The 21299-nt window shown below is 59.3% G+C and carries 24 protein-coding genes; 18 read left to right on the top strand and 6 right to left on the bottom strand.

The annotated features are described in order from the left end of the window. Positions 1–73 precede the first annotated feature (73 nt). Positions 74–1003 carry an ArsR/SmtB family transcription factor gene (locus tag QRN60_RS22235; RefSeq protein ID WP_020812829.1) on the bottom strand — a complete coding sequence of 310 codons (930 nt, stop codon included), beginning with the start codon at positions 1001–1003 and terminating at the stop codon, positions 74–76. A gap of 180 nt (positions 1004–1183) precedes the next feature. Next, positions 1184–2476: an ABC transporter substrate-binding protein gene (locus QRN60_RS22230; RefSeq protein ID WP_026372429.1), complete on the bottom strand. Its 1293-nt coding sequence runs from the start codon at positions 2474–2476 to the stop codon at positions 1184–1186. 112 nt (positions 2477–2588) lie between these two features. On the opposite strand from QRN60_RS22230, the gene QRN60_RS22225 reads away from it, so the two are divergent. The 6 genes from QRN60_RS22225 to QRN60_RS22200 all read left to right on the top strand — a co-directional run bounded on the left by QRN60_RS22225 (position 2589) and on the right by QRN60_RS22200 (position 8139). Then, complete coding sequence (locus QRN60_RS22225) at positions 2589–3653, top strand: LacI family DNA-binding transcriptional regulator (protein ID WP_129566717.1); 1065 nt, start codon at positions 2589–2591, stop codon at positions 3651–3653. Next, positions 3646–5523 (top strand): DUF2264 domain-containing protein, encoded by a 1878-nt coding sequence (locus QRN60_RS22220; protein WP_129566716.1) that lies wholly within the window; start codon positions 3646–3648, stop codon positions 5521–5523. Before QRN60_RS22225 ends, QRN60_RS22220 begins: the two co-directional genes overlap by 8 nt. Further along, positions 5520–6536 (top strand): hydroxyacid dehydrogenase, encoded by a 1017-nt coding sequence (locus tag QRN60_RS22215; RefSeq protein ID WP_111794104.1) that lies wholly within the window; start codon positions 5520–5522, stop codon positions 6534–6536. The genes QRN60_RS22220 and QRN60_RS22215 overlap by 4 nt, the downstream gene beginning before the upstream one ends. After that, complete coding sequence (locus QRN60_RS22210; RefSeq protein WP_060723506.1) at positions 6533–7309, top strand: sugar phosphate isomerase/epimerase family protein; 777 nt, start codon at positions 6533–6535, stop codon at positions 7307–7309. Before QRN60_RS22215 ends, QRN60_RS22210 begins: the two co-directional genes overlap by 4 nt. A 93-nt stretch (positions 7310–7402) precedes the next feature. After that, on the top strand, positions 7403–7663 hold the full coding sequence (locus tag QRN60_RS22205) for a DUF4160 domain-containing protein (protein WP_020810287.1): 261 nt from the start codon (positions 7403–7405) through the stop codon (positions 7661–7663). Continuing rightward, the gene (locus tag QRN60_RS22200) at positions 7660–8139 is read left to right on the top strand and encodes a helix-turn-helix domain-containing protein (RefSeq protein ID WP_020810286.1); all 480 of its coding nucleotides are present in this window, start codon (positions 7660–7662) and stop codon (positions 8137–8139) included. The genes QRN60_RS22205 and QRN60_RS22200 overlap by 4 nt, the downstream gene beginning before the upstream one ends. 41 nt (positions 8140–8180) lie before the next feature. On the opposite strand, the gene QRN60_RS22195 is transcribed toward QRN60_RS22200, so the two are convergent. The 4 genes from QRN60_RS22195 to QRN60_RS22180 all read right to left on the bottom strand — a co-directional run bounded on the left by QRN60_RS22195 (position 8181) and on the right by QRN60_RS22180 (position 12458). After that, entirely contained in the window at positions 8181–9254 is a 1074-nt protein-coding gene (locus QRN60_RS22195) for an ABC transporter ATP-binding protein (RefSeq protein WP_003508161.1), read from the bottom strand. An 86-nt stretch (positions 9255–9340) separates the two neighbouring features. After that, entirely contained in the window at positions 9341–10216 is an 876-nt protein-coding gene (locus QRN60_RS22190; protein WP_020810285.1) for a carbohydrate ABC transporter permease, read from the bottom strand. Beyond that, complete coding sequence (locus QRN60_RS22185; protein ID WP_020810284.1) at positions 10209–11162, bottom strand: carbohydrate ABC transporter permease; 954 nt, start codon at positions 11160–11162, stop codon at positions 10209–10211. The genes QRN60_RS22190 and QRN60_RS22185 overlap by 8 nt, the downstream gene beginning before the upstream one ends. Before the next feature lie 6 nt (positions 11163–11168). Then, positions 11169–12458 carry an ABC transporter substrate-binding protein gene (locus tag QRN60_RS22180; RefSeq protein WP_129566715.1) on the bottom strand — a complete coding sequence of 430 codons (1290 nt, stop codon included), beginning with the start codon at positions 12456–12458 and terminating at the stop codon, positions 11169–11171. Positions 12459–12575: 117 nt separating this feature from the next. On the opposite strand from QRN60_RS22180, the gene QRN60_RS22175 reads away from it, so the two are divergent. The 12 genes from QRN60_RS22175 to QRN60_RS22120 all read left to right on the top strand — a co-directional run bounded on the left by QRN60_RS22175 (position 12576) and on the right by QRN60_RS22120 (position 20923). Further along, on the top strand, positions 12576–13274 hold the full coding sequence (locus QRN60_RS22175) for a TetR/AcrR family transcriptional regulator (RefSeq protein WP_111821051.1): 699 nt from the start codon (positions 12576–12578) through the stop codon (positions 13272–13274). A 245-nt stretch (positions 13275–13519) separates the two neighbouring features. After that, positions 13520–14662 (top strand): Gfo/Idh/MocA family protein, encoded by a 1143-nt coding sequence (locus QRN60_RS22170; RefSeq protein ID WP_284766798.1) that lies wholly within the window; start codon positions 13520–13522, stop codon positions 14660–14662. A gap of 10 nt (positions 14663–14672) precedes the next feature. Next, on the top strand, positions 14673–15836 hold the full coding sequence (locus QRN60_RS22165) for a dihydrodipicolinate synthase family protein (protein ID WP_129566714.1): 1164 nt from the start codon (positions 14673–14675) through the stop codon (positions 15834–15836). A 24-nt stretch (positions 15837–15860) separates the two neighbouring features. Further along, on the top strand, positions 15861–16682 hold the full coding sequence (locus QRN60_RS22160; RefSeq protein WP_284766795.1) for a sugar phosphate isomerase/epimerase family protein: 822 nt from the start codon (positions 15861–15863) through the stop codon (positions 16680–16682). A gap of 19 nt (positions 16683–16701) precedes the next feature. Next, complete coding sequence (locus QRN60_RS22155) at positions 16702–17937, top strand: Gfo/Idh/MocA family protein (RefSeq protein WP_020811352.1); 1236 nt, start codon at positions 16702–16704, stop codon at positions 17935–17937. A 337-nt stretch (positions 17938–18274) separates the two neighbouring features. Continuing rightward, positions 18275–18445: a hypothetical protein gene (locus QRN60_RS22150; RefSeq protein ID WP_003508147.1), complete on the top strand. Its 171-nt coding sequence runs from the start codon at positions 18275–18277 to the stop codon at positions 18443–18445. A 280-nt stretch (positions 18446–18725) separates the two neighbouring features. Beyond that, positions 18726–18935, top strand: coding sequence for a cold-shock protein (locus QRN60_RS22145; RefSeq protein ID WP_003508146.1), 210 nt, complete (start codon positions 18726–18728; stop codon positions 18933–18935). A 109-nt stretch (positions 18936–19044) separates the two neighbouring features. After that, positions 19045–19335 carry a hypothetical protein gene (locus QRN60_RS22140; protein ID WP_003508143.1) on the top strand — a complete coding sequence of 97 codons (291 nt, stop codon included), beginning with the start codon at positions 19045–19047 and terminating at the stop codon, positions 19333–19335. Between the two features lie 28 nt (positions 19336–19363). After that, complete coding sequence (rpsU, locus tag QRN60_RS22135; protein ID WP_020810479.1) at positions 19364–19600, top strand: 30S ribosomal protein S21; 237 nt, start codon at positions 19364–19366, stop codon at positions 19598–19600. Positions 19601–19635: 35 nt separating this feature from the next. Then, positions 19636–19851 (top strand): hypothetical protein, encoded by a 216-nt coding sequence (locus QRN60_RS22130; protein ID WP_003508141.1) that lies wholly within the window; start codon positions 19636–19638, stop codon positions 19849–19851. Positions 19852–19947: 96 nt separating this feature from the next. After that, positions 19948–20088 carry a hypothetical protein gene (locus QRN60_RS22125; protein WP_003508140.1) on the top strand — a complete coding sequence of 47 codons (141 nt, stop codon included), beginning with the start codon at positions 19948–19950 and terminating at the stop codon, positions 20086–20088. A gap of 547 nt (positions 20089–20635) precedes the next feature. Further along, positions 20636–20923 carry a hypothetical protein gene (locus QRN60_RS22120; RefSeq protein WP_020810478.1) on the top strand — a complete coding sequence of 96 codons (288 nt, stop codon included), beginning with the start codon at positions 20636–20638 and terminating at the stop codon, positions 20921–20923. Positions 20924–21299: the final 376 nt, after the last annotated feature.

Here is a 21299-nt window from a genome sequence, read left to right as displayed (position 1 = left end):
ATTTAATAATATAGTTGCCGAGGGAATCCGCGCCTGTCAACCGCGAAAATCATACTTTTAAAAATTGACTGGATCAGTCAGCGGTGCGCAGGCGCAGGACGATGTCCTGATCGTAATTTCCGAAGCCGCGGCCAAAGATATTCAGCCCGCCCGGATGTTTTGCATCAGCCTTGACCTCGATGCGCAACCGGATGGAGCGGTGGCTGGCCAGATCGATATCTGCCAGCGTCACATCCGAAATCCGGGTTCCGTCAACATAGGTTCCCTGCGCGGTGATGCGCCAGGTCTTGAGCATGCCGTATTGGGAACCGGAGAGTTTCCACCAGTCTGGCGTAAACACGCCCCGCTTGTCGCCGAAGTCCCCGGGCGAGGTCCACACACCGATTTCCCTGCCGTTGACGGACAGCGTGATATCGGACGGCCAGTCGCTGTGCGTTCCCGGCACCTCGGAACTGACCTCCATCGAAAACTCTATTTCCTCGACGCTACGCCCTTGAATCTTGGCATTATTGGGGAATTGATACTCCACAAAACCCGATGTCAACCACAGCAGCGCCGTCTTCATCCGGTCTGGATCCATGAAAGTATCGGGCACATCAAGAAGGCCGATAATGCCCTCCGGCGAGCAGATACCGCAGGGCGCGGTGACCGAACTCTGGGTATAAAGGCCGAGCGGCATGGCGACCGCGATGTAATTTGATGCCGCCGGCGCCTCGGGTTTCCGGAAGGAAACGATGAGTTCATCACAGGTGGCAAAGCAGATTTTCTGGTTGCCCTTGCGCGCCTTGCGCGTCTCGGTTCGCAGCAGCCCCGCCTCCTCGAGAACGGCCACGCCGGCGGAAACGGTGGACTGGGGCAAATCCAGCCTCTGCGCAATTTCGTTGACATTCAGGCCGCTCGCCTCGTGCAGCAGCTTCAATATCTGCACGCGGATCAGCGACGCCGCCGCTTTCAGGACATCGAACTCTTTTTCAGCATCAACGAGAAGGAAATTGGGCGCCATATTCTAATCTTCAGATTTATCGATCCAGATCAGAATTTCTGGCTTAAATGCCATATACTTGTCCAGTACTGTTTGTCGTACAGACCATTTTGAACGGCGTGAAGCGCCATTTATCTCAGGCACTTCATAAAAAGCACCGCCACACGGCTTCGATTCCGTGTGGCGGCGCCCGTTTCGTCGTCAGCCGCGCTTGCGCAGGGTCCGCGTGCCGGTGTCGACGAGGTTTTGCGCCGCTTCATCCACGCTGGCGCGGCCGAAGGCAAGCGAATCGGCGATGGGACGCATCACGCCACGGTCAAACTCGTTGGCGCCGATCGGGGCGGGCTCCGGATAGGAATCGAGCTTGCCCGACAGGCTTTCGATATAATCCACCGTCTTGCGCTCGGTCTCGTTGAGGCTCGGCAACAAGGCCTCACGCACGACCTTGGCGGGCGGCACGCCACGCTCGACGCCAAGCACCTTGCCCGCTTCCAGATCGTTTACGAAGAAGTTGATGAATTTCGCCGCAGCTTCCGCATTGGTCGAGGTGGACGAAATGGACCAGATGAGGCCCGGCCGGTAATAGTGCCCGGTCGGCTTGCCCGCCCCCTCACCCGGCAGCATGCCGATGGACAGCGTCTGTTTATTGAGCTTCTGATAACCGACCAGCTGGTTGGAATAGGCAAAACCAATGGCCGAATTGCCGAGCGTCAGGGCGTTGGATTCGATGGTATTGTCGTCACGCGTCTGGATATCGGCGGAAACGCAGAGTTTGTTCTCGCGCAGGTCCTCCCAATAGGCGAACCATTCCTTCGCATCTTCCTTGTTGAAGCCGATGGTGCCGTCCTGAAACAGAAGCTTGCCGCGCTGGCGCAGCCAGACATCGAAAACATAGTGATAACGCGCACCATAAGGCACCGCCCAATAGTTCCGTTTTGCCGGGCCGTTCTTCTTGAAATCGCGCGCCAGTTCCGCCAGCGCCTTCCAGGTGATCTGATCCTGCGGCACGGAAACGCCGGCTTCCTTCAGCGTATCGGCGTCATACATCATGCAGAAGGAATTCAGCCCGAGGCCGACGCCGTAAAGCTTGCCATCGATACGGCAGAGATCGACTTCGCTTTTGCCGAAGGTGGAAAGATCAAGCGACTTGCCGACGAACTGGTCCAGCTCCATGCAGGCGCCACGGCCGGAATAATCGGCAATGGTGGAAGGTTCTAGCTGGAAGATGTCGGCGACGTTCCGTCCCGCCATCGATGTCGCGAGCTTGGTCCAGTAATCGGAACCGGCGATCATCTCACCGCTGATCTCCGTCTGCGGGTTCGCCTTCTGGTAAAGGGCGATCACGTCGTTGGTGCGCTTGCTGCGGTCGGCAGATCCCCACCATACGCAGCGAAGCCGGGTTTCGGCCGCAGCCGCGCGAAAACCGCCCGCCGCCACGCCGAGACCGGCCAGCGCCGCCGTCACCAAAAATCCACGTCTGTCGATAGTTTGCATCTGCTCCTCCCGCGTTTTGCAAATTTTTCACTGACTACTTAAATTCTTGCAAATTTTCTTAGTTTGCAATATTTGCATCATAATAGATTTTTTTGCAAGCGCAGGAGACGATATGAACGATACGCCCGACATCAGCCGCCCGCGCCAGTCGGATATCGCCCAGCGCGCCGGCGTTTCCATCAGCACCGTTTCGCGGGTTCTCGCAGGGGAAAAGGGTATCAGCGCGTCGATCCAGACCAAGGTTCTGGGAGTGGCGGCGGAGCTTGGTTATCCGTTGCGGCCAGTCACGACCCAGACCGGGGGCGTGCCGCTGGAGGGCAAGAAAATCCTTGCGCTCATGTCCGCCGAAAGGGCGACCGGCGATATCGGCGCTTTTTATCACGATATTTTCGACATGCTGCGCAGCCTTGCCCAGACGGATGGCTTCGAACTCGATATCAGGCTTCTGCACCAGAAGCAGATCGACGACGCCCTGACCCAGCGGGTCTGCGAGGTGGACGGTCTTCTCGCCATCGGCCTCGATCCCGAGGACGAAATCATCCACCGCATCACGCAGGGTGTGCTGCAACCGGTTCTGGTCAACAGCGCCGATCCCTCGATGATGCTGGATTGCGTCTCGCCTTCCAATTTTTACGGCGGTGCGCTGGCGGCGCGGCGGCTTCTGGAACTCGGCCATCGCAAGGTCGCCTATATCGGCCCGCATCATCGCCACACCATAAGGGAGCGTATGCGCGGCTTTCGCCATACGATCCTCGAGGAAGAGGGCGCGACCTATGATGAGTTTCTGCTTTCGACGGCGGATAGCGGTTTCGGACAGGCAGGCGATGCGGTTCGTCAGCTATTGGCCAAAAACCCTGAACTCACCGGCATTTTCTGCATGAATGACGCGATTGCGCTGGGTGCGCTTGGGGCGGCGCAGGAGCTTGGGCTCGGCGTGCCGGATGATCTTTCCATCATCGGCTTCGACGACCTGCCCTTTGCCGAACTCTCCACGCCCCGTCTCAGCACAATCCGGGTCGACCGTCGCGAAATCGCGCGCGAGGCGGTGGAACTGATGCGCCGCCGACTGACGGAACCTTCCGCCAATGCCCGCCAGGTGCAGCTTGGCGTGCAGCTGGTGGAAGGACAGACGGCCGGCAAGGCGAAAAAGACGGGAAAGGCGACACGCGATGCATGACACCATGACCAGGCTCAATATGGCCAGATTTAATCCGCTGCATGGTAATCCGCTCAAAAGCCGCGCCGATGTCCGGCGGGCGCTGGATGACAGTTTCGCCCCGCTTCTTCCCTATTTTTCGCAGGGCGGCGCAAGAGTGACGCTCAGCGGGGCCGCCGCGCATTTCGACCGGGCGGCGGCGGATCTGGAAGGTTTCGCCCGGCCGCTCTGGGGCATCGCCCCACTTGCGCTCAGCGGCGATCATTTCGACCATTGGCCGCTTCTGGCGCAGGGAATAGCCAACGGCACCGATCCCTCCCATCCCGAATACTGGGGCGACGTGCGCCAGAAGGACCAGCGGTTGGTGGAGCTTGCCGCGATCGGGTTTGCGCTGCGGCTTGCGCCTCAACACCTGTGGGAACCGCTGTCCGACGTGCAGAAAGAAAATGTGCGCCGTTATCTGCTGACGGCGCGCGAGCGCAATTACGCCGATAATAACTGGAAGTTTTTCCGGGTGATGGTCGATATGGCCCTTGATCATCTCGGCATCGATTTCGACCGCAGCCTGACCGAGACATTCCAGAAGGAACTGGACGAGTTTTATATCGCTGACGGCTGGTATCGCGATGGCAACTACCGCCGCATCGATCACTACATCGCCTTCGCCATGCATTTTTACGGCCTGATCTACGCGAAGCTCAGCAAGCCAGATGATGCCTATGCCGAACGCTACCGCGAGCGCGCTCGCCTCTTCGCCGGCGATTTCGCCAGCTGGTTCGATGAGGATGGCGGCACCCTCGCCTTCGGGCGCTCCATGACCTATCGTTTCGCCTGCGGCGGCTTCTGGGCAGGTCTGGCCTTTGCCGATGAGGAGGCGCTGCCCTGGGGCGAGATCAAGGGGCTTTATCTGCAGCATCTGCGCTGGTGGGCGAAAAAGCCGATTGCCGACCGCGACGGCGTGCTCTCCATCGGCTATGCCTATCCGCAGCTCACCATGTCTGAGAGCTATAATTCGGCGGGCTCGCCCTACTGGGCCTTCAAGGCCTTTCTGCCGCTGGCCCTGCCGGAAAGCCACCCCTTCTGGCTGGCGGAGGAAAAGCAGCCTGAAACATCCGCAAGACCAAAGCCGCTCGTTCATCCCGGCATGGTGATGATGCGGGCCGCCGGCAATGTCACGGCACTTTCCAGCGGCCAGGAAAACCTTTCCATGCGTGGCGGGCCGGAAAAATATGCCAAATTCGCCTATTCCTCGCGTTATGGTTTCGGCGTGGAAGTGGATGAGCGCGGCTTCCGCACCAATGGCTTCGACAATATGCTGGCCTTTTCCGAAGACGGCCTGCATTACCGCGTGCGCGAGACCAACGAAAAGGTTCTGCTGGCGGAAGAAAGCCTGCGGGCGACATGGAAGCCGTTCCCCGATGTCGACGTTGAAACCACGCTGGTTGCGGCCGGTGACTGGCATATCAGGCTGCACCGGATCACGTCGACCCGCCCCCTTTCGGTGACCGAAGGCGGCTTCGCCATCAACCGAAACGACGGCGACCGCGACGTCGTGAGCGAAGAGACCGGCCGGGCGACAGCCGATTGCGGCACCGACATATCCGCCATCACCGATCTCGGCTCCAGCATGACCCGTCACGGCCTGGCGCTGAAGGCGCTGCCCAACACCAATCTCATCAACGCCAAGACCACGGTGCCGCAATTGCGGGGCGAGATTCCGGCGGGCGAAACCCTGCTTGCCTGCGCGGTCTTTGCCGGGGTGGCCGGGCCAGAAAGCGAAAAAGCGTTGGCGATGGTTCCGGCACTTCCGGATATGGGGGCGCTCGACCGCCTGTTTGCGGAACAGGGTGTTCCGGTCAGCAGCATGGCGGCCACGGGAGAGCCGCAATGACGAGCCCGCTTCCGCGTCTCAGCCTCGCCATGGACCCGGAGCGAACCCAGCATGTGCTGACACCGCAGGCGTTCGAAAGGCTGTCACAGAGCGTCGAGATTCTCGACACAGGGCGAATCTGCGATTTCCACGCCGCTTCAGTAAAGGAGCAGCTGGCGTGGACGGATATTCTTCTGACCGGCTGGGGATGTCCGGATATCGGCGCGCGGGAACTGGCGCTGATGCCGCGTCTCAGGCTGATCTCCCATGCCGCCGGCACGGTCAAATATTTCCTGTCGCAAGCGGTGTTTGATCGCGGCATTACCGTGTGCAGCGCGGCGGAGGCGAATGCGCAGCCGGTCGCCGAATTTTCGCTGGCAATGATCCTGCTGGCCGGCAAGCGCACTTTCGGCTTCCGACGTCTTTATCTGGAGCATCGCGACCGCGCGCCTGTCGAGCGATTGCAGGCGCAGGCCATCGGCAATCTCGGCCTGACGGTCGGCATCGTCGGCGCATCGCGCATCGGACGCCGCGTCATCAATCTGTTGCAACCGTTCGATCTCAACCTCATCCTTTTCGATCCGCTCCTGAGCGTAGCGGAGGCGGAAAAGCTCGGTGTGCGTCTTGTCTCGCTCGAGGAACTGATGGCGGTGAGTGATGTCATCTCCCTGCATGCGCCCTCCCTGCCGCAGACACGGCATATGATAGGCGCGGCAGCGCTTGCCCGCATGAAGGACGGAGCAACCCTGATCAACACGGCGCGCGGCGCACTGGTGGATGAAGACGCGCTTCTGGCCGAACTGAAAACCGGACGCATCGAAGCCGTCATCGACGTCACCGACCCGGAAGTGCCGCCACCGGAGTCACCCTTTTACAGCCTGCCGAACGTCTTTCTGACGCCGCATATCGCCGGTGCCACCGGCCTTGAACGTGCAAGGCTCGGCGACATGGCGATTGCCGAAATCGAACGCTTCTGCCGCGCAGCGCCATTGCAACAGCAGGTGCGGCCGGAACATCTGGAACTGATCGCATGAGAATGTTTGAGCCGGGCCTCTGCTCCGTCACCTTCCGCTCCCTGTCGGTGCAGGCCGTCATCGACCTTGCCGCCGCAAATGGCATCAGGGCAATCGAATGGGGCGCGGATATCCATGTGCCGTCAGGCGACCTTGCCAATGCAAGGGATGTGGCGGCGCGGACGGCGAAAGCGGGCCTCGTCGTCTCTTCCTACGGCTCCTACATTTTCGCACCCGATTTTTCGCCCGAGGACATGACCGCCGTGCTGGAAACAGCAAAGGCGCTCGGCGCCGGCCATATCCGCATCTGGCCGGGCCAGCGCAAACGCCCCTCAGCGGATTATTCGCCCTCGGAGCGCCGCGCGGCAACTGAGGCGCTGGCGTCAATCGCCCGCCGGGCGGAAGACTATGGCATGACGATCGGCCTCGAATATCACCCCAATTCGCTGACCGACACCCTGCCCTCGGCCCTGCAACTGGCGCAGGATCTGGCCGCACCCAACCTTTTCTTCTACTGGCAACCCGCACCCGGCCTGCCGCTGGACGATGCACTTGCGGAAATATCCGCACTCGGCTCGCGCATCTGCCATCTTCACGTCTTCGCCTGGCTTGCCGACGCCAGCCGCCTGCCGCTTGCCGAGCGCACGGACTACTGGCGGGCCTGCATTGATGCGCTGCCGGAAAGCGCTTGGACAAAACCGGCTTTCGCAATGCTGGAATTTGTCAAAGGTGACGATATCGATCAGTTCGCAGAAGATGCCATGATTCTCAGAGACATTCTTTATAGAACATAGAGCCCGCCTTCTGCCTGGCCAGAATATGCTCCACTCCCGCCCTTCACATAGTGAAATTTATGCACTATGTTTTATTGATGCCGTGGGGGCTGCATGGGCAAATTAATTCAAATCGGGAACATCATCATACGCATCTATGCGAACGATCATTTGCCGCCGCACTTTCACATCATAACACCGGATGCTGATGCTCTTGTCGACATCGAAACTCTGGAAATCCTGCGCGGCAAGCTATCTCGCAGGTCTGAAGCCGAAGCTTTGGCATGGGCGAGAGCCAATGGGAACCTGATTGTCGATGAATGGAATCGGACGAACCCGCGCTTTCCCATTGTAGGAAAGGGAACAAAGTCATGACACCACGCATCAAAGCCATTCTGCCCAATCCACCTGGAACGCTTACCATCGACTGGGCCGATGGAAGCCGATCAACCGCCGATCTGACCGGATGGATAGCGACCGGAGGAGAGTTGCTCAATCCACTCTATTCGGCAGATATCTGGAAGACCGCGACAGTCGCCGACTATGGTGCGAGTGTGGAATGGGACGGAGACGACTTGGCGATCGATGCCTATCACCTCTACCAGATCGCAGAGGACCAGCGGGACTTCGATGTGGAGGATTTGCGCAAATGGCAGGAGGAAATCGGCCTTTCCAATAATGAGGCGGCGGATTTTCTCGGCGTCACTTTACGGACGTGGAACAACTATCGTGCAGGCACGCCTGTAAGCCACGCGGTAAAGATGCTGCTGCGGGTCACCCAACGTGACCCGCTTCTGATGCATGCGCATTTCCGGCCACGCCGTCCCGGACGCCCCAAACACGCCGCCTAAGAGCACGTCGCCCGGTTAACAAAACCACGACGGGCAACGGGCTATATCCGCCGCCCATCCGCCCCGAACAGATGCGTCTTCGAAAGATCAAAGGCAAAGGGAATTGTCTCGCCGATGCGGATTTGGCGCTGGCCGTCCAGCAGCACGGTGGCGGGCTGGCCGTCGGGGGTGTTGGTGTAAACCACCGTCGAGCCGCCGAGATGTTCCACGAGCTGGATAGAAGCTTCGCCGAGCGAGGATTGCGCCTGCGGGTTCACATGTTCGGGACGCACGCCGAAGGTGAGCGGCTCGCCCTGCGCAGCCGCGACGGGCTTTTCCAGCACGATGCGCTGGCCGGCCACCTCGATGGTGCGGTTGGAACTGTCCCCTGCAGCCACTTTTGCGGAGAGGAAATTCATTTTCGGCGAACCGATGAAGCCTGCCACGAACTGGTTGGCCGGATTGTTGTAGAGATCGAGCGGTCGGCCCACCTGCATGATGCGGCCGTCACGCAGCACCACGATCTTGTCGGCCATGGTCATGGCCTCCACCTGGTCATGCGTCACATAGATCATGGTACTGCCCAGCGTCTGGTGCAGCTTGGCGATTTCGACGCGCATCTGCACGCGCAGTTCGGCATCGAGGTTGGACAAAGGCTCGTCGAAGAGGAAGATTTTCGGCTCGCGCACGATGGCGCGGCCGATGGCCACACGCTGGCGCTGACCGCCCGAAAGTGCCTTCGGCTTGCGCTGCAACAGCGGGCCGATCTGCAGGATATCGGCGGCCTTCTGCACCCGCGCCTCGACTTCCGGTTTCTTGTAGCCTGCCGTTTCGAGACCGAAGGCGAGGTTCTTGTAGACGCTCATATGCGGATAGAGCGCATAGGACTGGAAGACCATGGCGATGCCGCGCTTGGAGGCGGCTGTTTCGTTGACCCTTTCGCCGTCGATACGAAGATCACCTTCCGAGATTTCCTCCAGACCGGCGATCATGCGCAGAAGCGTGGACTTGCCGCAGCCCGAGGGGCCGACGAAGACGGTGAACTCACCCGGCTCGATCTTGAGGTCGATGCCGTGAACGACCGGAAAGGCGCCGAACCGCTTGACGATTTTTTCCAGAGTAATGCTGCTTGCCATGCTGTTTCTCCCGACTGCCGCGCCGCATCCAGGGCGGCAGCGACAGTGTTGATTGTCTTAAAATGCGTTCCCGATCCGGGTTCCGTTCAGCGTTTCATGCCCGTGGTGGCGATGCCTTCGATCAGCAGCCTCTGGAAGAACAGGAAGAACAGGAAGACCGGCACCAGTGACAGGTTGGACATGGCGAAAAGCGAGGTCCAGTCCGAGCTGCCGGTGGAATCCACGAAGGATCTGAGACCGAGCTGCACGGTGTAGGTGTTGATGTCATTCAGATAGATCAGCGGCCCGAAGAAATCGTCCCATGTCCAGATGAAGGAAAAGATGGCGGCCGTCGCCAGCACCGGCAGCGACAGGGGCAGCATAATCTTCCAGTAGATGCGGAAGGGTGAGCAGCCGTCCATGACAGCCGCCTCATCCAGCTCGCGCGGGATGCCGCGGAAGAACTGCACCATCAGGAAGATGAAGAAGGCGTCCGTCGCCAGATATTTCGGCACGATCAGCGGCAGCGAGGTATTCACCCAGCCCATTTCCAGGAACAGGATATATTGCGGGATCAGCACGACATGATAGGGCAGCATAAGCGTGCCAAGCATAAGCGCGAACCAGAAATTGCGCCCGCCGAAGCGGAGCCGGGCGAAAGCGAAGGCGGCGAGTGAGCAGCCGACGACATTGCCGATGGTGGCGAGTATCGAGATGAAGAAGGAGTTCCAGAAGAACTGCCCGAAGCTCACCTGCAGCCCCGTCCAGCCGCGAATATAACCGCCGAAATCGACCGCCGAGGGAATAAGCGAGGAGGAGCCGAAGAGCTCGTCCTGCGGCCGGAAGGAACCCGAGATCATCCACAGGATCGGATAGAGCATCGCGAAAGACGCGATGATCAATGCCGTGTGGAGCATCACCGATTTCAGGGGCGAGCGTTGCGGGCCTTGGCCCGGCCGGGGGGCGGTAACAGCATCAGTCATCGTAGTGCACCCAGTATTTCGCGCTGAGGAACGAGAAGGCCGTGAACAGCGAGATGATGATCACCAAAATCCAGGCAAGCGCCGAGGCATAACCCATGCGAAAGAAACCGAAGGCCTCTTGGTAGAGATAAAGCGTATAAAACAGCGTCGAGTTGATCGGCCCGCCGGTGCCTTCGGAAATGATGAAGGCGGGGGTGAAGGCCTTGAAAGCGTCGATCGTCTGAATGACAGCGTTGAAGAAGATGACGGGCGTCAAAAGCGGCAGCGTAATGCGGAAGAATTGCCGCACCTTGCTCGCACCGTCGATTTCGGCGGCCTCGTACATATCCTGCGGTATCTGTCTCAAGCCCGCGAGGAAGATGATCATCGGAGAACCGAACTGCCAGACGGACAGGATGACCAGCGTGTAGATCGAGTAATCCGGATTGGAAATCCAGCTCGGCCCTTCATAACCGAAGGCCTGCCACAGGATCATGTTGACGAGACCATCAGAGGCGAAAAGCTGGCGCCAGAGCACGGCGATCGCGACGCTCGAACCCAGCAGCGACGGCAGATAGAAGATCGCCCGATAAAGCGTCAGGCCCTTGATGCCGCGATTGAAGGCGAGCGCCACCAGCAGCGCGAAGATCAGCTTCAGCGGCACCGACAGCAGCACATAGGTAAAAGTCACCTGCATGGCGGCGGCGAATTTGGGGTCGGCCGTGGCGATGCGCACGTAATTTGCCGCCCCCACCCAGTCCGGCGACTGCAACAGGTCGTAATTGGTGAAAGACAGATAAAGCGACGCGAGCGCCGGACCGAGGGTGAGGCCGAAGAAGCCAATCAGCCAGGGCAGGAGAAACAGGTAGGCGTGAATGTTGCGGTCGAAAATCCGCTTCACACCGCCCCGTTTCGGGAGAGCCGCGCCACGGCTCTCCTCTACAAGAGTTTCAGATCGAAAGGCCATAAACCATCACTTCCGTTTGATAACGGTTTCGGATTCCTTGACGAGGCGGTCGCCGCCCTCTTCCGGCGTGACCTTGCCGAAACCGATTTCCTCCGCCGTGCGTTTGAGGACGAAGGCGAATTCGCCCGCGCCCGGAGGCGGTGCCGGCGGCAGTTCGCCGACACCGGGGGTAATCTCGGCGATATAGTCCACCATGATCTTGCTGACCTCGTCGAGCTTGCTGCTCAGCTGGTTGCGCATGGATTCCGATGCCGGAACGCCGCGCTCGACACCGAGAATGTCGTTACCCTGCGGTTCGGCAACGAGGAAATTGATGAAGCCGACCGCCTGCTCGATGCCGGCGCTGCCGTTTGCGACACTGATGAGCATGGAAGGTTTGAGGTAATGGCCGGAAGGGCCATCCTTCGTGCTCTTCGGATAGGAGCTTATGGCAAGCTTGGACTTGTTGAGCTTCTGATAACCGACGAACTGGTTGGAATGGGCAAATGCGGTTGCCGCCTTGCCCGTCGTCAGCGGGTTCGTTTCGATGTTGAGCTGGTCAAGTGCCTGCACATCGGCGGGCACACAGGCGCCGCTCTTGCGCAGATCCGCCCAGAGGGTGAACCACTTGGTCGCATCGGTCGGATCAAAGCCGATCCCGCCATCCTGCGTGTAGAGCGATTTGCCGTTCTGGCGCAGCCAGTTTTCAAAGCTCGGCTCCACGCCGCTGGCGTCGGCCGTCGCGTAATAGCCCGGCTTCGGCTTGTTCTTGCTGAGCTTGGCGGCGTTTTCGGCAAATTCTTCCCAGGTCTGGCCGATCGCCGGCGGCGTTGCGCCTGATTTTTCCCAGGCTGCCTTATCGAAGAAGACAGCGCTGGAATTGACACCGAGATTGATGCCGTAGAGCTTCCCATCGACCCGGCCGGAATCGATGTTCATCTTGCCGAAATCTTCGATCTTCAGGCCCTTGCCGATATAGTCATCGAGCGGAGCAAGCGCGCCGCGGCGGCCATATTCGAAGATGTAGCGATAATCCATCTGGATCAGGTCAGGCGCATTGCGGCCGGCAACCTGCGTTGCAAGGCGCGGCCAGTAATCGCTCCAGCCCGCGAATTCACCGGCAATGTCGAGATCCGGCTTGACCTGCTTATAGGCTGCTATCGCCTTGTTGGTGCGATCGGCGCGCTCCTGCGAACCCCACCACAACATGCGAAGGCGCGCGGCCTGAGCCTGCGCCGAACCACCTCCCAATGTTGCAAGCGACAGGGCCGCAAGCCCTGCTGAAAGCACACCTCTCCTCTGAAGCATCACGGGCATTGGCAACTCCTCCCTATTGACTGCCAATTGATGATTAACGTAAACGACACTTGCCGTTTTATAACTAATTGGTTACATGGGAACACTGATCGCAAACATTGTCAAGCGGGTGCTGAAATGGAAGAAACGACAAAAAACCAGCCGCTCGATCCGGCCGCGGAGAACACACCGTCCCCCAAGCGCAAACGCGCGACGGCACAGGTGCGAAACCCGGAAAGAACGCGCGCCGCCATTCTCGAAGCCGCCCGTCGCGAGGTGGCCGCCAAGGGGCTGGCGGGGGCTCGAATCGATGTCGTCGCCCGGCGCGCCGGCACCAACAAGCGGATGATCTACCATTATTTCGGCGACAAGGATGCGCTTTATCTCGCTGTTCTGGAGGATGCCTATCGCCATATCCGCCACACCGAAAGACGGCTTGACCTGACCCGCAAGGCCCCGTCGGAGGGCTTGCGCGAGCTTGCGCTTTTCACCTGGCACTACTTCCTCGACCATCCCGAATTCCTGAGTATCCTCGCCACGGAAAACCTCAATAAAGCCCGATATCTCAGGCAATCTCCGACGATTGCGGCGATGCATTCGAATTTTATTTCAGAACTCGAGGACGTGCTGCGGCGCGGTAGCGACGCGGGCGAATTTCGTGATGGCCTCGATCCGATCGACGTCTATCTGACCATCGCTTCGCTCGGCGCTTTTTATCTTTCGAACCGGTTCACGCTGTCGACGATCTTCCAGCGCGACCTCACCGATCCGGCCGAGCTGGAACGCTGGGGCCAGCACATCGTCGATACCCTGCTTGCTGCAGTGCGGCCGGTCTGAGCCGGCCGAACCGAATTCCTCTTTAACAACAGCGACGACGCGCCATTCGCATCCGCGAAGCGCGTCGTTTTCTTTTGCGGCGCGGTGGCGATACGTAAACGCGACAGTTCGCACAAGACGAATTTTTCCTGTCGAAAACACCTTGACAGATCGCATCCTTCACGACCACAAATAACCAAATGGTTACAAATTTCCATGTTTGACAGAAGCGGCTTTCGGGAAAAGGCCGCCTTGGGAGGAAATTCATGAAACGTATCGGCGTCATCATGCACGGCATCACCGGCCGCATGGGTTACAACCAGCATCTCGTGCGCTCCGTTCTCGCCATTCGAGATCAGGGCGGTGTGCTTTTGAAGAACGGTGAAAGGGTCATGCTCGACCCCATTCTGGTCGGCCGCAATGGCGCGAAGATCGAGGAAATCGCCAAAAAGCACAATGTCGCGCGCTGGACGACCGACATCGACGCTGCCCTCGCAAACGCCGATGACACACTGTTCTTCGATGCCGGCACGACGCAGATGCGCGGCAGCCTGCTGGAGAAAGCCATCAAGGCCGGCAAGAACGTCTATTGCGAAAAACCCATTTCTGACACGATGGAAGAGGCATTGGCCATCGCCCGGCTCGCCGAAAGCGCCGGCATCAAACATGGCGTGGTGCAGGACAAGCTGTTCCTGCCGGGCCTGCGCAAGCTCGCCATGCTGCGCGACAGCGGCTTTTTCGGCAAAATCCTCTCCGTGCGCGGCGAATTCGGCTACTGGGTTTTTGAAGGCGACTGGCAACCGGCGCAGCGGCCCTCCTGGAATTACCGCCTGAAAGATGGCGGCGGCATCATTCTCGATATGCTGTGCCACTGGCGTTATGTGCTCGACAATCTGTTCGGGCCGGTGAAGTCCGTAAGCTGCCTCGGCGCCACCCATATCCCTGAACGTTTCGATGAGCAGGGCCGCGCCTATAAGGCAGATGCGGACGATGCCGCTTATGCGACCTTCGAGCTGGAAGGCGGCGCCATTGCCCATATCAACTCCTCATGGGCGGTGCGGGTACGCCGCGACGACCTCGTCACATTCCAGGTGGACGGCACCCATGGTTCGGCGGTGGCGGGCCTGACCAAATGCTTTACCCAGCACCGCACCAATACGCCGAAGCCGGTGTGGAACCCGGACCAGCCGCAGACCATCGATTTCTACAAGACCTGGCAGGAAGTGCCGGACAATGTCGTCTACGATAACGGCTTTAAGGCGCAGTGGGAAATGTTCGTGCGCCACCTCGTCGCCAATGATCCGTGGCCCTATGGCCTCATGGAAGGAGTGAAGGGCGTGCAGCTTGCCGAACTTGGGCTGAGATCGTGGAAGGAACGCCGCTGGCTCGACGTTCCCGCCCTTTCCTGAGGAGGCTGATGTGAGCGAGCTCAAGCTTCCGAAAGACGACCGCAGCATCGAGGTCTACAAACTCTCAGGCACGCCGGTCGCCGTTGAAAAACGAAGTGCTGCGGATTTCAACCGCGTCGCTTTCGCCGCCGCCCATGTGGTGGCCGATCCGCTTACCGATAATGATCCGTGGCTTACCCCCGCCATCGACTGGGACGCCACGCTGCGCTTCCGTCACCGCCTGTGGGACCTCGGTCTCGGTGTCGCCGAGGCGATGGATACGGCGCAGCGCGGCATGGGGCTGGCGTGGCCGCAGGCGCAGGAACTCATCTCCCGTTCGCTGAAGGAAGCCGCCAGCCGCAAGGATGCGCTGATTGCCTGCGGGGTGGGCACCGACCATCTCAATGGCAGTGGTTACGACCTCAACAAGATTGTCGACTCTTACCTCGAACAGCTTGATTTTGTTCAGGGAGAAGGTGGACGCGTGATCCTGATGGCCAGCCGTGCGCTGGCCGCTGCCGCCCGCTCGCCGGATGATTATCTGAGGGCTTATGCCAGGGTTCTCTCCTGTGTGGAAGGAAAAGTGGTGATCCACTGGCTGGGCGAAATGTTCGACCCGGCGCTGGAGGGCTATTGGGGTTCGGGCGACCATATGACGGCCATGGAAACCTGCCTTGCCATGATCGAGGAGAATGCCGACAAGATCGACGGCATCAAGATTTCGCTTCTTTCCAAGGAAAAGGAAATCGTCATGCGCCGTCGCCTGCCGGCTGGCGTGCGCATGTATACCGGCGACGATTTCAACTATGCCGAACTGATCGCCGGCGACGAACAGGGCCATTCGGATGCGCTGCTCGGCATTTTCGACGCCATTGCGCCGGCCGCCTCCAAAGCGCTGGCCAGCCTGAAGCGTGGCGCGGACAATGAATTCTTCGACATTCTGGAGCCGACGGTGGCGCTTTCGCGTCATATCTTCAAGGCCCCGACCCGCTTCTACAAGACCGGTGTAGTGTTTCTCGCCTACCTCAACGGGTTACAGGACCATTTCACCATGGTTGGCGGCCAGGAAAGCACCCGCTCCACGCAGCATTTCACCGAGCTTTTCCGGCTGGCGGACAAGGCCAATGTGCTTGCAGAGCCGGATCTGGCGACGCAGCGCATGAACGCGTTTCTCGCCGTCCGGGGTATCAGCTGAAACAGAATGAGGGGAGATACCGACATGAGCCTTGAAGGCCTTTCCATCAATTTCGCCACCGTGCGGCAGGGTGGCGATTTCGGCGCTATTGTCGATGCCTGCCTTGCGCACGGCATCACCGCCATCTCGCCCTGGCGCGAGCAGGTGCACGGTGTCGGGCTTGCCGAAGCCGCCCGCATCGTCGAACGGAACGGGCTGCGTCTCAGCGGCCATTGCCGTGGCGGCTTTTTCCCCGCCCACGATGCCGAAGGCCGCCGCATCGCCATCGAAGACAATAAACGCGCCGTCGATGAAGCCGCCGCGATGAAAGCCGATTGCCTTGTGCTTGTCGTGGGCGGCCTGCCCGACGGCTCGCGCGATCTGAAAGGTGCGCGGCAGATGGTGGAAGACGGCATGGCCGAACTGCTCCCCTATGCCCGCGCCGCCGGCGTCCCGCTGGCCATCGAACCGCTGCATCCCTTCTATGCCGCCGACCGCGCCTGCTTCAACACGCTGAAACAGTCGCTCGATCTCTGCGACAGGTTAGGGTCGGGAACAGGCGTTGCGATCGATGTCTACCACGTCTGGTGGGACCCTGAACTGGAGGAGCAAGTGGCGCGTGCGGGAAGGAACGGGCAAATTCTGGCGCATCACATCTGCGACTGGCTGGTGCCTACCACCGATCCGCTCAATGATCGCGGCATGATGGGCGACGGCGTGATTGACCTTAAGGCATTTCGCGCCATGATCGAGGCCGCCGGCTTCCATGGCCCGCAGGAAGTGGAAATCTTGTCGCATCGCTGGCAGGCGCGGCCGGTGGACGAGGTCCTCGCCACCGTGGTGGAGCGTTTCAAGACTGTTTGTTGATATATCCGGGAGAGAGCAAATGCCTGAAAAGGTGAAACGCAAACGCTATGCGCTGGTCGGCACCGGCAATCGCGGCACCACCATGTGGGGCCGCGAATTGCTGGCCGGCTGGAGCGACTATGTCGAACTGGTCGGCATTTGCGACCTGAACCTGATGCGCGCCGAACGCGCCCGCGCCATGATGGGATCAAGCGCGCCGCTTTACGACGATTTCGACCGGATGATGGAAGAGCAGCGCCCGGAACTCGTCATCGTCTGCACGCCTGACGATACTCACGACGACATCATCATCCGCGCGCTGGAAGGCGGGGCCGATGTCATCAGCGAAAAACCCATGACCACCACCCCGGAAAAGATTGACCGCATCCGCGCGGCGGAGGCGAAAAGCGGCCGCCGTGTGGACGTCTCCTTCAACTATCGTTTCTCTCCCACCGCCGCACGCATCAAGGAGCTTATCGACGAGGGTGCAATCGGCACCGTCACCTCGGTCGATTTTCACTGGTATCTCGATAACCAGCACGGCGCGGATTATTTCCGCCGCTGGCACGCCTTTACCGAACATTCCGGCAGCCTGTTCGTGCACAAGGCCACCCACCATTTCGATCTTCTGAACTGGTATCTCGATTCCGATCCCGTGGAAGTGAAGGGCTTCGGACAGTTGCTGCACTATGGCAAGAACGGCCCGTTCCGGGGAACACGCTGTCGCACCTGTCCGCACAAAAGCGAGTGCGATTATTTCATGGATCTGGGCGCCGATCCTTTCCTCGATGCACTCTATGAGGACCCTTCGGCGGTGGACGGCTATATGCGCGATGCCTGCGTCTTCCGCGAGGAAATCGACATTCCCGACACCATGAGCGCCTCGATCCGCTATGCCAGCGGCGTGCAGGTCTCCTATTCGCTCAACACCTATATGCCGATCGAGGGCCACCATATTGCCTTCAACGGCCATAAAGGCCGTATCGAAATGCGCCAATATGAAAAGCAGCCCTGGACGGAGCCGCCGGCGGACGAAATCCTGCTGGTGAAAAGCTTCGGCGGCGGTGTTGAACGCATATGGGTGCCGCATGAGCCGGGCGGCCACTATGGCGGCGACAACCGCATGCGCGACATGATCTTCAAGCCGGGCTCGAACGACCGGCTGCGGCAGCGGGCGGGTTCACGCGCCGGCGCCATGTCCGTTCTGACAGGCGTGGCCGCGCTGAAAAGCGCCCGTGAGGGCGGCACAGCGGCGGTGAAATCGCTGCCAGTTTAGCCGCGACAGCCTGCGGCCTCATCGACAGATGAGCCGCAGACGGCAATTACCAAAAAAGAACGGACGATATTCCGCAGATTACGCGCTTCTTCCCTGCCGATAAAATGATCGCCGGGGGAAGAAAGAGTGAGTCATGTCCAGTTTTGAATCCTTCGTTCCGCTCATCATCATCGGCGTCAGCCTCGTCGTATTCTTCAAATGGGTGGGGCGAGATATGAACCGGGAAGAGAAAAAACCGCGTTCCCGCCGCTGATGGCGGAAAAACGCGCCCGCGCGGCGTGGAGGCGGAACCAGTACCTTTTCTCCGGCGTTTTCCCTGCAAGAAGGAGGACGCGATATGACGAAGAAAAAGAAATCGAAAACCGTTGAAAAAGGGCCTTCCAGCCCGAACGACATTCCCCCCGCCGGCCCGCATGCCAAACCCTCCCTCACCGACTATGACAAGACGCCGGGCGCGGGCAGCCTGCCGGATGACCGTGAGAAAGACGTGTCTCCCGGCGCGGGTTGATGCGCACGGGACGGAGGGCCGCGCCAAGCCCGAAGGACTCTGCGGCGATCGGGAAATAGTGTCCTGAACAGATACTTACCCGCTGGGCAGTGGCTCGCCGGTGCTTTTTTGTTCTCCGCCCATTGCAAAATCAAAAATTGAGCCTATATTTTGGATATCGACCATTGCTTGTGACGTCGTTCTGGAACAGACTGTTCCCCGTCGGATTTCCTCTCAAATAATCGATCTTATCCCGCAAGGTATCGCGGGAACCACAACGATTCTACGAAAGGAAATCGTTATGAACACTGGTACTGTAAAGTGGTTCAACGCCACCAAGGGCTTCGGCTTCATTCAGCCTGACAACGGCGGCACGGACGTTTTCGTTCACATTTCCGCTGTTGAGCGCGCTGGCATGCGTTCGCTGAACGACGGCCAGAAGATCAGCTACGAGATCGTCCAGGACCGTCGGTCCGGCAAGAGCTCGGCTGACAACCTTCAGGCAGCTTGATATTCGTCATTTGACCCCGCAGACCACGGATGTACTGGCTGCAGGTTTAAGTGATTGTGAGAGGTCGGGTCAAAGCCCGGCCTTTTGTTTTTGGGCCATGGAGGTCCTCATGCGTAAAAATCCCTACCGATGCGGCGATGCCATATTCTTGAAGCCAGGCGTGCTGGGCAACAACCAGCCCGACGGTCCTGGCAGGGTCGTATCGATCCTGCCCGAAGCGCAGGGAACTGTTCGCTACAGGGTGCGTTTCCAGCATGAAAATTTCGAGCGCAACATCGCACTCGATGAAATAAGTGCGCCCACCTCGGCGCCATCGCCGTCGCGCAACAGCGAAAGCCCATCGGCGCGCGAAACGGGATCGAGCTGGATCAATCCGGACAGGATTAAAATCAGAAAATAGCAGCTGCGGCTGCATAAAGGAGATATTCGTGCAGGTACTCGTTCGAGACAATAATATAGAGCAGGCCCTTCGCGTTCTGAAAAAGAGAATGCAGCGTGAGGGCATTTTCCGCGAGATGCGGGCCCGGCAGTCCTATGAAAAGCCCTCGGAAAAGCGCGTCCGCGAAGAAGCAGAGGCCGTGCGCCGCCACCGCAAGCTGGCGAAGAAAAAAATGCAGCGCGAAGGGCTGTTGCCCGCCCCCAAAAAGGTTGCCCGCCCCCGCTAGCCGTTCGATACTGCTCTTCCGTAAAGGAGAATGCCATGGCTGCGACAAAAGAAGCTTTTTTCAAACCCGGCAAACTATCCGCGCAGGACAAGGCGTCACTGACGGATAGCGCCGCAAAGCAGATCATAAACGCCGAGGCCGCTCAGCGCGCCCGCAAAACGGAACGCCTTCGCCAGCTTCGCGAAGCCCAGGAAGCGACGATCATAACCGACACGCCCGTTTCCGCAAAAAAACGATCCGGCAAGAAATAGCCGGACGGGATTTCCAGCATCGACGATCGAACGGGTCTTGAACGGATTCTCTCATACCCGCTCAAGGCCCCATCAATCCAACAGGAGGAGGACACCATGGCCAAGGGTCAATTGCGCAGTAACAAGGAAGTCCGCAAACCGAAGAAGGACAAGACGGCGAAAGTAGCTGCAGCGCCGCCAGCCGGTTCGCAGGTCAAGTTCGCAAATGCCACGACAGCGGACGGCAAAAAGAAGTAGTGCGACGCGCAGCCGGCAAGCCACGACGAATAAAAACATCGCGATAGGCGCCGGACTTGTTTTGGCCACATTACCAGTTTAAATAGCTCTCATGGCAACTGCTGGTGAGCGCGAATGAAATCGATGTTCGCAGTTGTTTTAGTCGCTTCAGACTTTTGACCACGGATGTACTGGCACTGGTGTTGAGAGCGATATGAGGAAGGTCGGTGCAATATTGCCCCGGCCTTTTTTGTTGCCTGCGGCAGCGAATGCTGCATCTTCGCTGCGGTAACGGAATTAACTTGCCTATTCCCCATAAACGGTGCACGCTTCTTCATCGGCAATTAAAGGGCGTTGCCACCGTCAGGCCTGCTGTATTTCCAGCCCTGTCCCGCCTGCTGACCACCAGGGAAGCGATTCGGAATTCACGCGACATGCATGACGCCACGGGCCGGCAACGGTTTCCTGACGCTGCCCGCGTCTCAAGGCGTTGAAGCGTCCTCGCACCATCTCCGGATGGCAGCGCGACGCTCCGGCTTTTGTGAACCTCACAAGAAAGGAGGACGCCATGTCTTCCGCATATGAAAATTGCATCATCACATCGCAGGACCTCAAAATGCTCCAGTCCGTGCTGGAGGGTCTCGGTTATGATCGCCACACCATGGATGACGAAATCGTTCTCTACAACAATGCCGCCCGCAAGGTGATCCAGCTCTTTCAGGATGGCTTGACCGACCCCGCCGATATCTCGGAGGAAATGCTGTTTCTGTTCGGCGTTCACAAACATGAACGCGTAAGACCGTGGAGACCGCTGCCGCGTTATGCTATTCAGGGTCTGCCGCCTCTTTACCGGTGATGCTGTTGCCGCCCTTTTCGTGGCAACCACACGAAGCGGCCTTCAAAATCACCGATGAAAATAACGGCTTGGCAAAAGCCGTATATCAGGCAACACTGAAATTGAGCGTCCCGCGCGCGATCAGGCGCATCCGGGAAGCTTGGGTATGGAATGTGCATCAGGTGAGTTGCGGGACCATGACCGGCCTGCGCCGGGTCCCGACTGTCCCCATGCCGGTAAGTTTTGCGTCTGCGTGGAGGTGAGTATGACGTATGACTGGAGCGGCCGCAAAATGCGCCGCATGCGAGCGGCGAAACTGACGATCATCAGCCTCGTCGCAGCTTTCGTGCTGACAGCCCCGATTTTCGCCCATTATTGAGGTTCGCAGCCGCAAGGC

The organism is Agrobacterium sp. CFBP2214 (genome assembly GCF_030209895.1).
Classification (GTDB): domain Bacteria; phylum Pseudomonadota; class Alphaproteobacteria; order Rhizobiales; family Rhizobiaceae; genus Agrobacterium; species Agrobacterium radiobacter.
Note: the sequence above shows the minus strand (reverse complement) of the source record. Positions and strands in the feature narration are given on the sequence as shown.

Bases quoted from the DNA above. Each gene is read 5' to 3' on its own strand.
- QRN60_RS22235 (WP_020812829.1), bottom strand. From the start codon at position 1,003: ATGGCGCCCAATTTCCTTCTCGTTGATGCTGAAAAAGAGTTCGATGTC.
- QRN60_RS22230 (WP_026372429.1), bottom strand. From the start codon at position 2,476: ATGCAAACTATCGACAGACGTGGATTTTTGGTGACGGCGGCGCTGGCC.
- QRN60_RS22225 (WP_129566717.1), top strand. From the start codon at position 2,589: ATGAACGATACGCCCGACATCAGCCGCCCGCGCCAGTCGGATATCGCC.
- QRN60_RS22220 (WP_129566716.1), top strand. From the start codon at position 3,646: ATGCATGACACCATGACCAGGCTCAATATGGCCAGATTTAATCCGCTG.
- QRN60_RS22215 (WP_111794104.1), top strand. From the start codon at position 5,520: ATGACGAGCCCGCTTCCGCGTCTCAGCCTCGCCATGGACCCGGAGCGA.
- QRN60_RS22210 (WP_060723506.1), top strand. From the start codon at position 6,533: ATGAGAATGTTTGAGCCGGGCCTCTGCTCCGTCACCTTCCGCTCCCTG.
- QRN60_RS22205 (WP_020810287.1), top strand. From the start codon at position 7,403: ATGGGCAAATTAATTCAAATCGGGAACATCATCATACGCATCTATGCG.
- QRN60_RS22200 (WP_020810286.1), top strand. From the start codon at position 7,660: ATGACACCACGCATCAAAGCCATTCTGCCCAATCCACCTGGAACGCTT.
- QRN60_RS22195 (WP_003508161.1), bottom strand. From the start codon at position 9,254: ATGGCAAGCAGCATTACTCTGGAAAAAATCGTCAAGCGGTTCGGCGCC.
- QRN60_RS22190 (WP_020810285.1), bottom strand. From the start codon at position 10,216: ATGACTGATGCTGTTACCGCCCCCCGGCCGGGCCAAGGCCCGCAACGC.
- QRN60_RS22185 (WP_020810284.1), bottom strand. From the start codon at position 11,162: ATGGCCTTTCGATCTGAAACTCTTGTAGAGGAGAGCCGTGGCGCGGCT.
- QRN60_RS22180 (WP_129566715.1), bottom strand. From the start codon at position 12,458: ATGCCCGTGATGCTTCAGAGGAGAGGTGTGCTTTCAGCAGGGCTTGCG.
- QRN60_RS22175 (WP_111821051.1), top strand. From the start codon at position 12,576: ATGGAAGAAACGACAAAAAACCAGCCGCTCGATCCGGCCGCGGAGAAC.
- QRN60_RS22170 (WP_284766798.1), top strand. From the start codon at position 13,520: ATGAAACGTATCGGCGTCATCATGCACGGCATCACCGGCCGCATGGGT.
- QRN60_RS22160 (WP_284766795.1), top strand. From the start codon at position 15,861: ATGAGCCTTGAAGGCCTTTCCATCAATTTCGCCACCGTGCGGCAGGGT.
- QRN60_RS22155 (WP_020811352.1), top strand. From the start codon at position 16,702: ATGCCTGAAAAGGTGAAACGCAAACGCTATGCGCTGGTCGGCACCGGC.
- QRN60_RS22150 (WP_003508147.1), top strand. From the start codon at position 18,275: ATGACGAAGAAAAAGAAATCGAAAACCGTTGAAAAAGGGCCTTCCAGC.
- QRN60_RS22145 (WP_003508146.1), top strand. From the start codon at position 18,726: ATGAACACTGGTACTGTAAAGTGGTTCAACGCCACCAAGGGCTTCGGC.
- QRN60_RS22140 (WP_003508143.1), top strand. From the start codon at position 19,045: ATGCGTAAAAATCCCTACCGATGCGGCGATGCCATATTCTTGAAGCCA.
- QRN60_RS22130 (WP_003508141.1), top strand. From the start codon at position 19,636: ATGGCTGCGACAAAAGAAGCTTTTTTCAAACCCGGCAAACTATCCGCG.
- QRN60_RS22125 (WP_003508140.1), top strand. From the start codon at position 19,948: ATGGCCAAGGGTCAATTGCGCAGTAACAAGGAAGTCCGCAAACCGAAG.
- QRN60_RS22120 (WP_020810478.1), top strand. From the start codon at position 20,636: ATGTCTTCCGCATATGAAAATTGCATCATCACATCGCAGGACCTCAAA.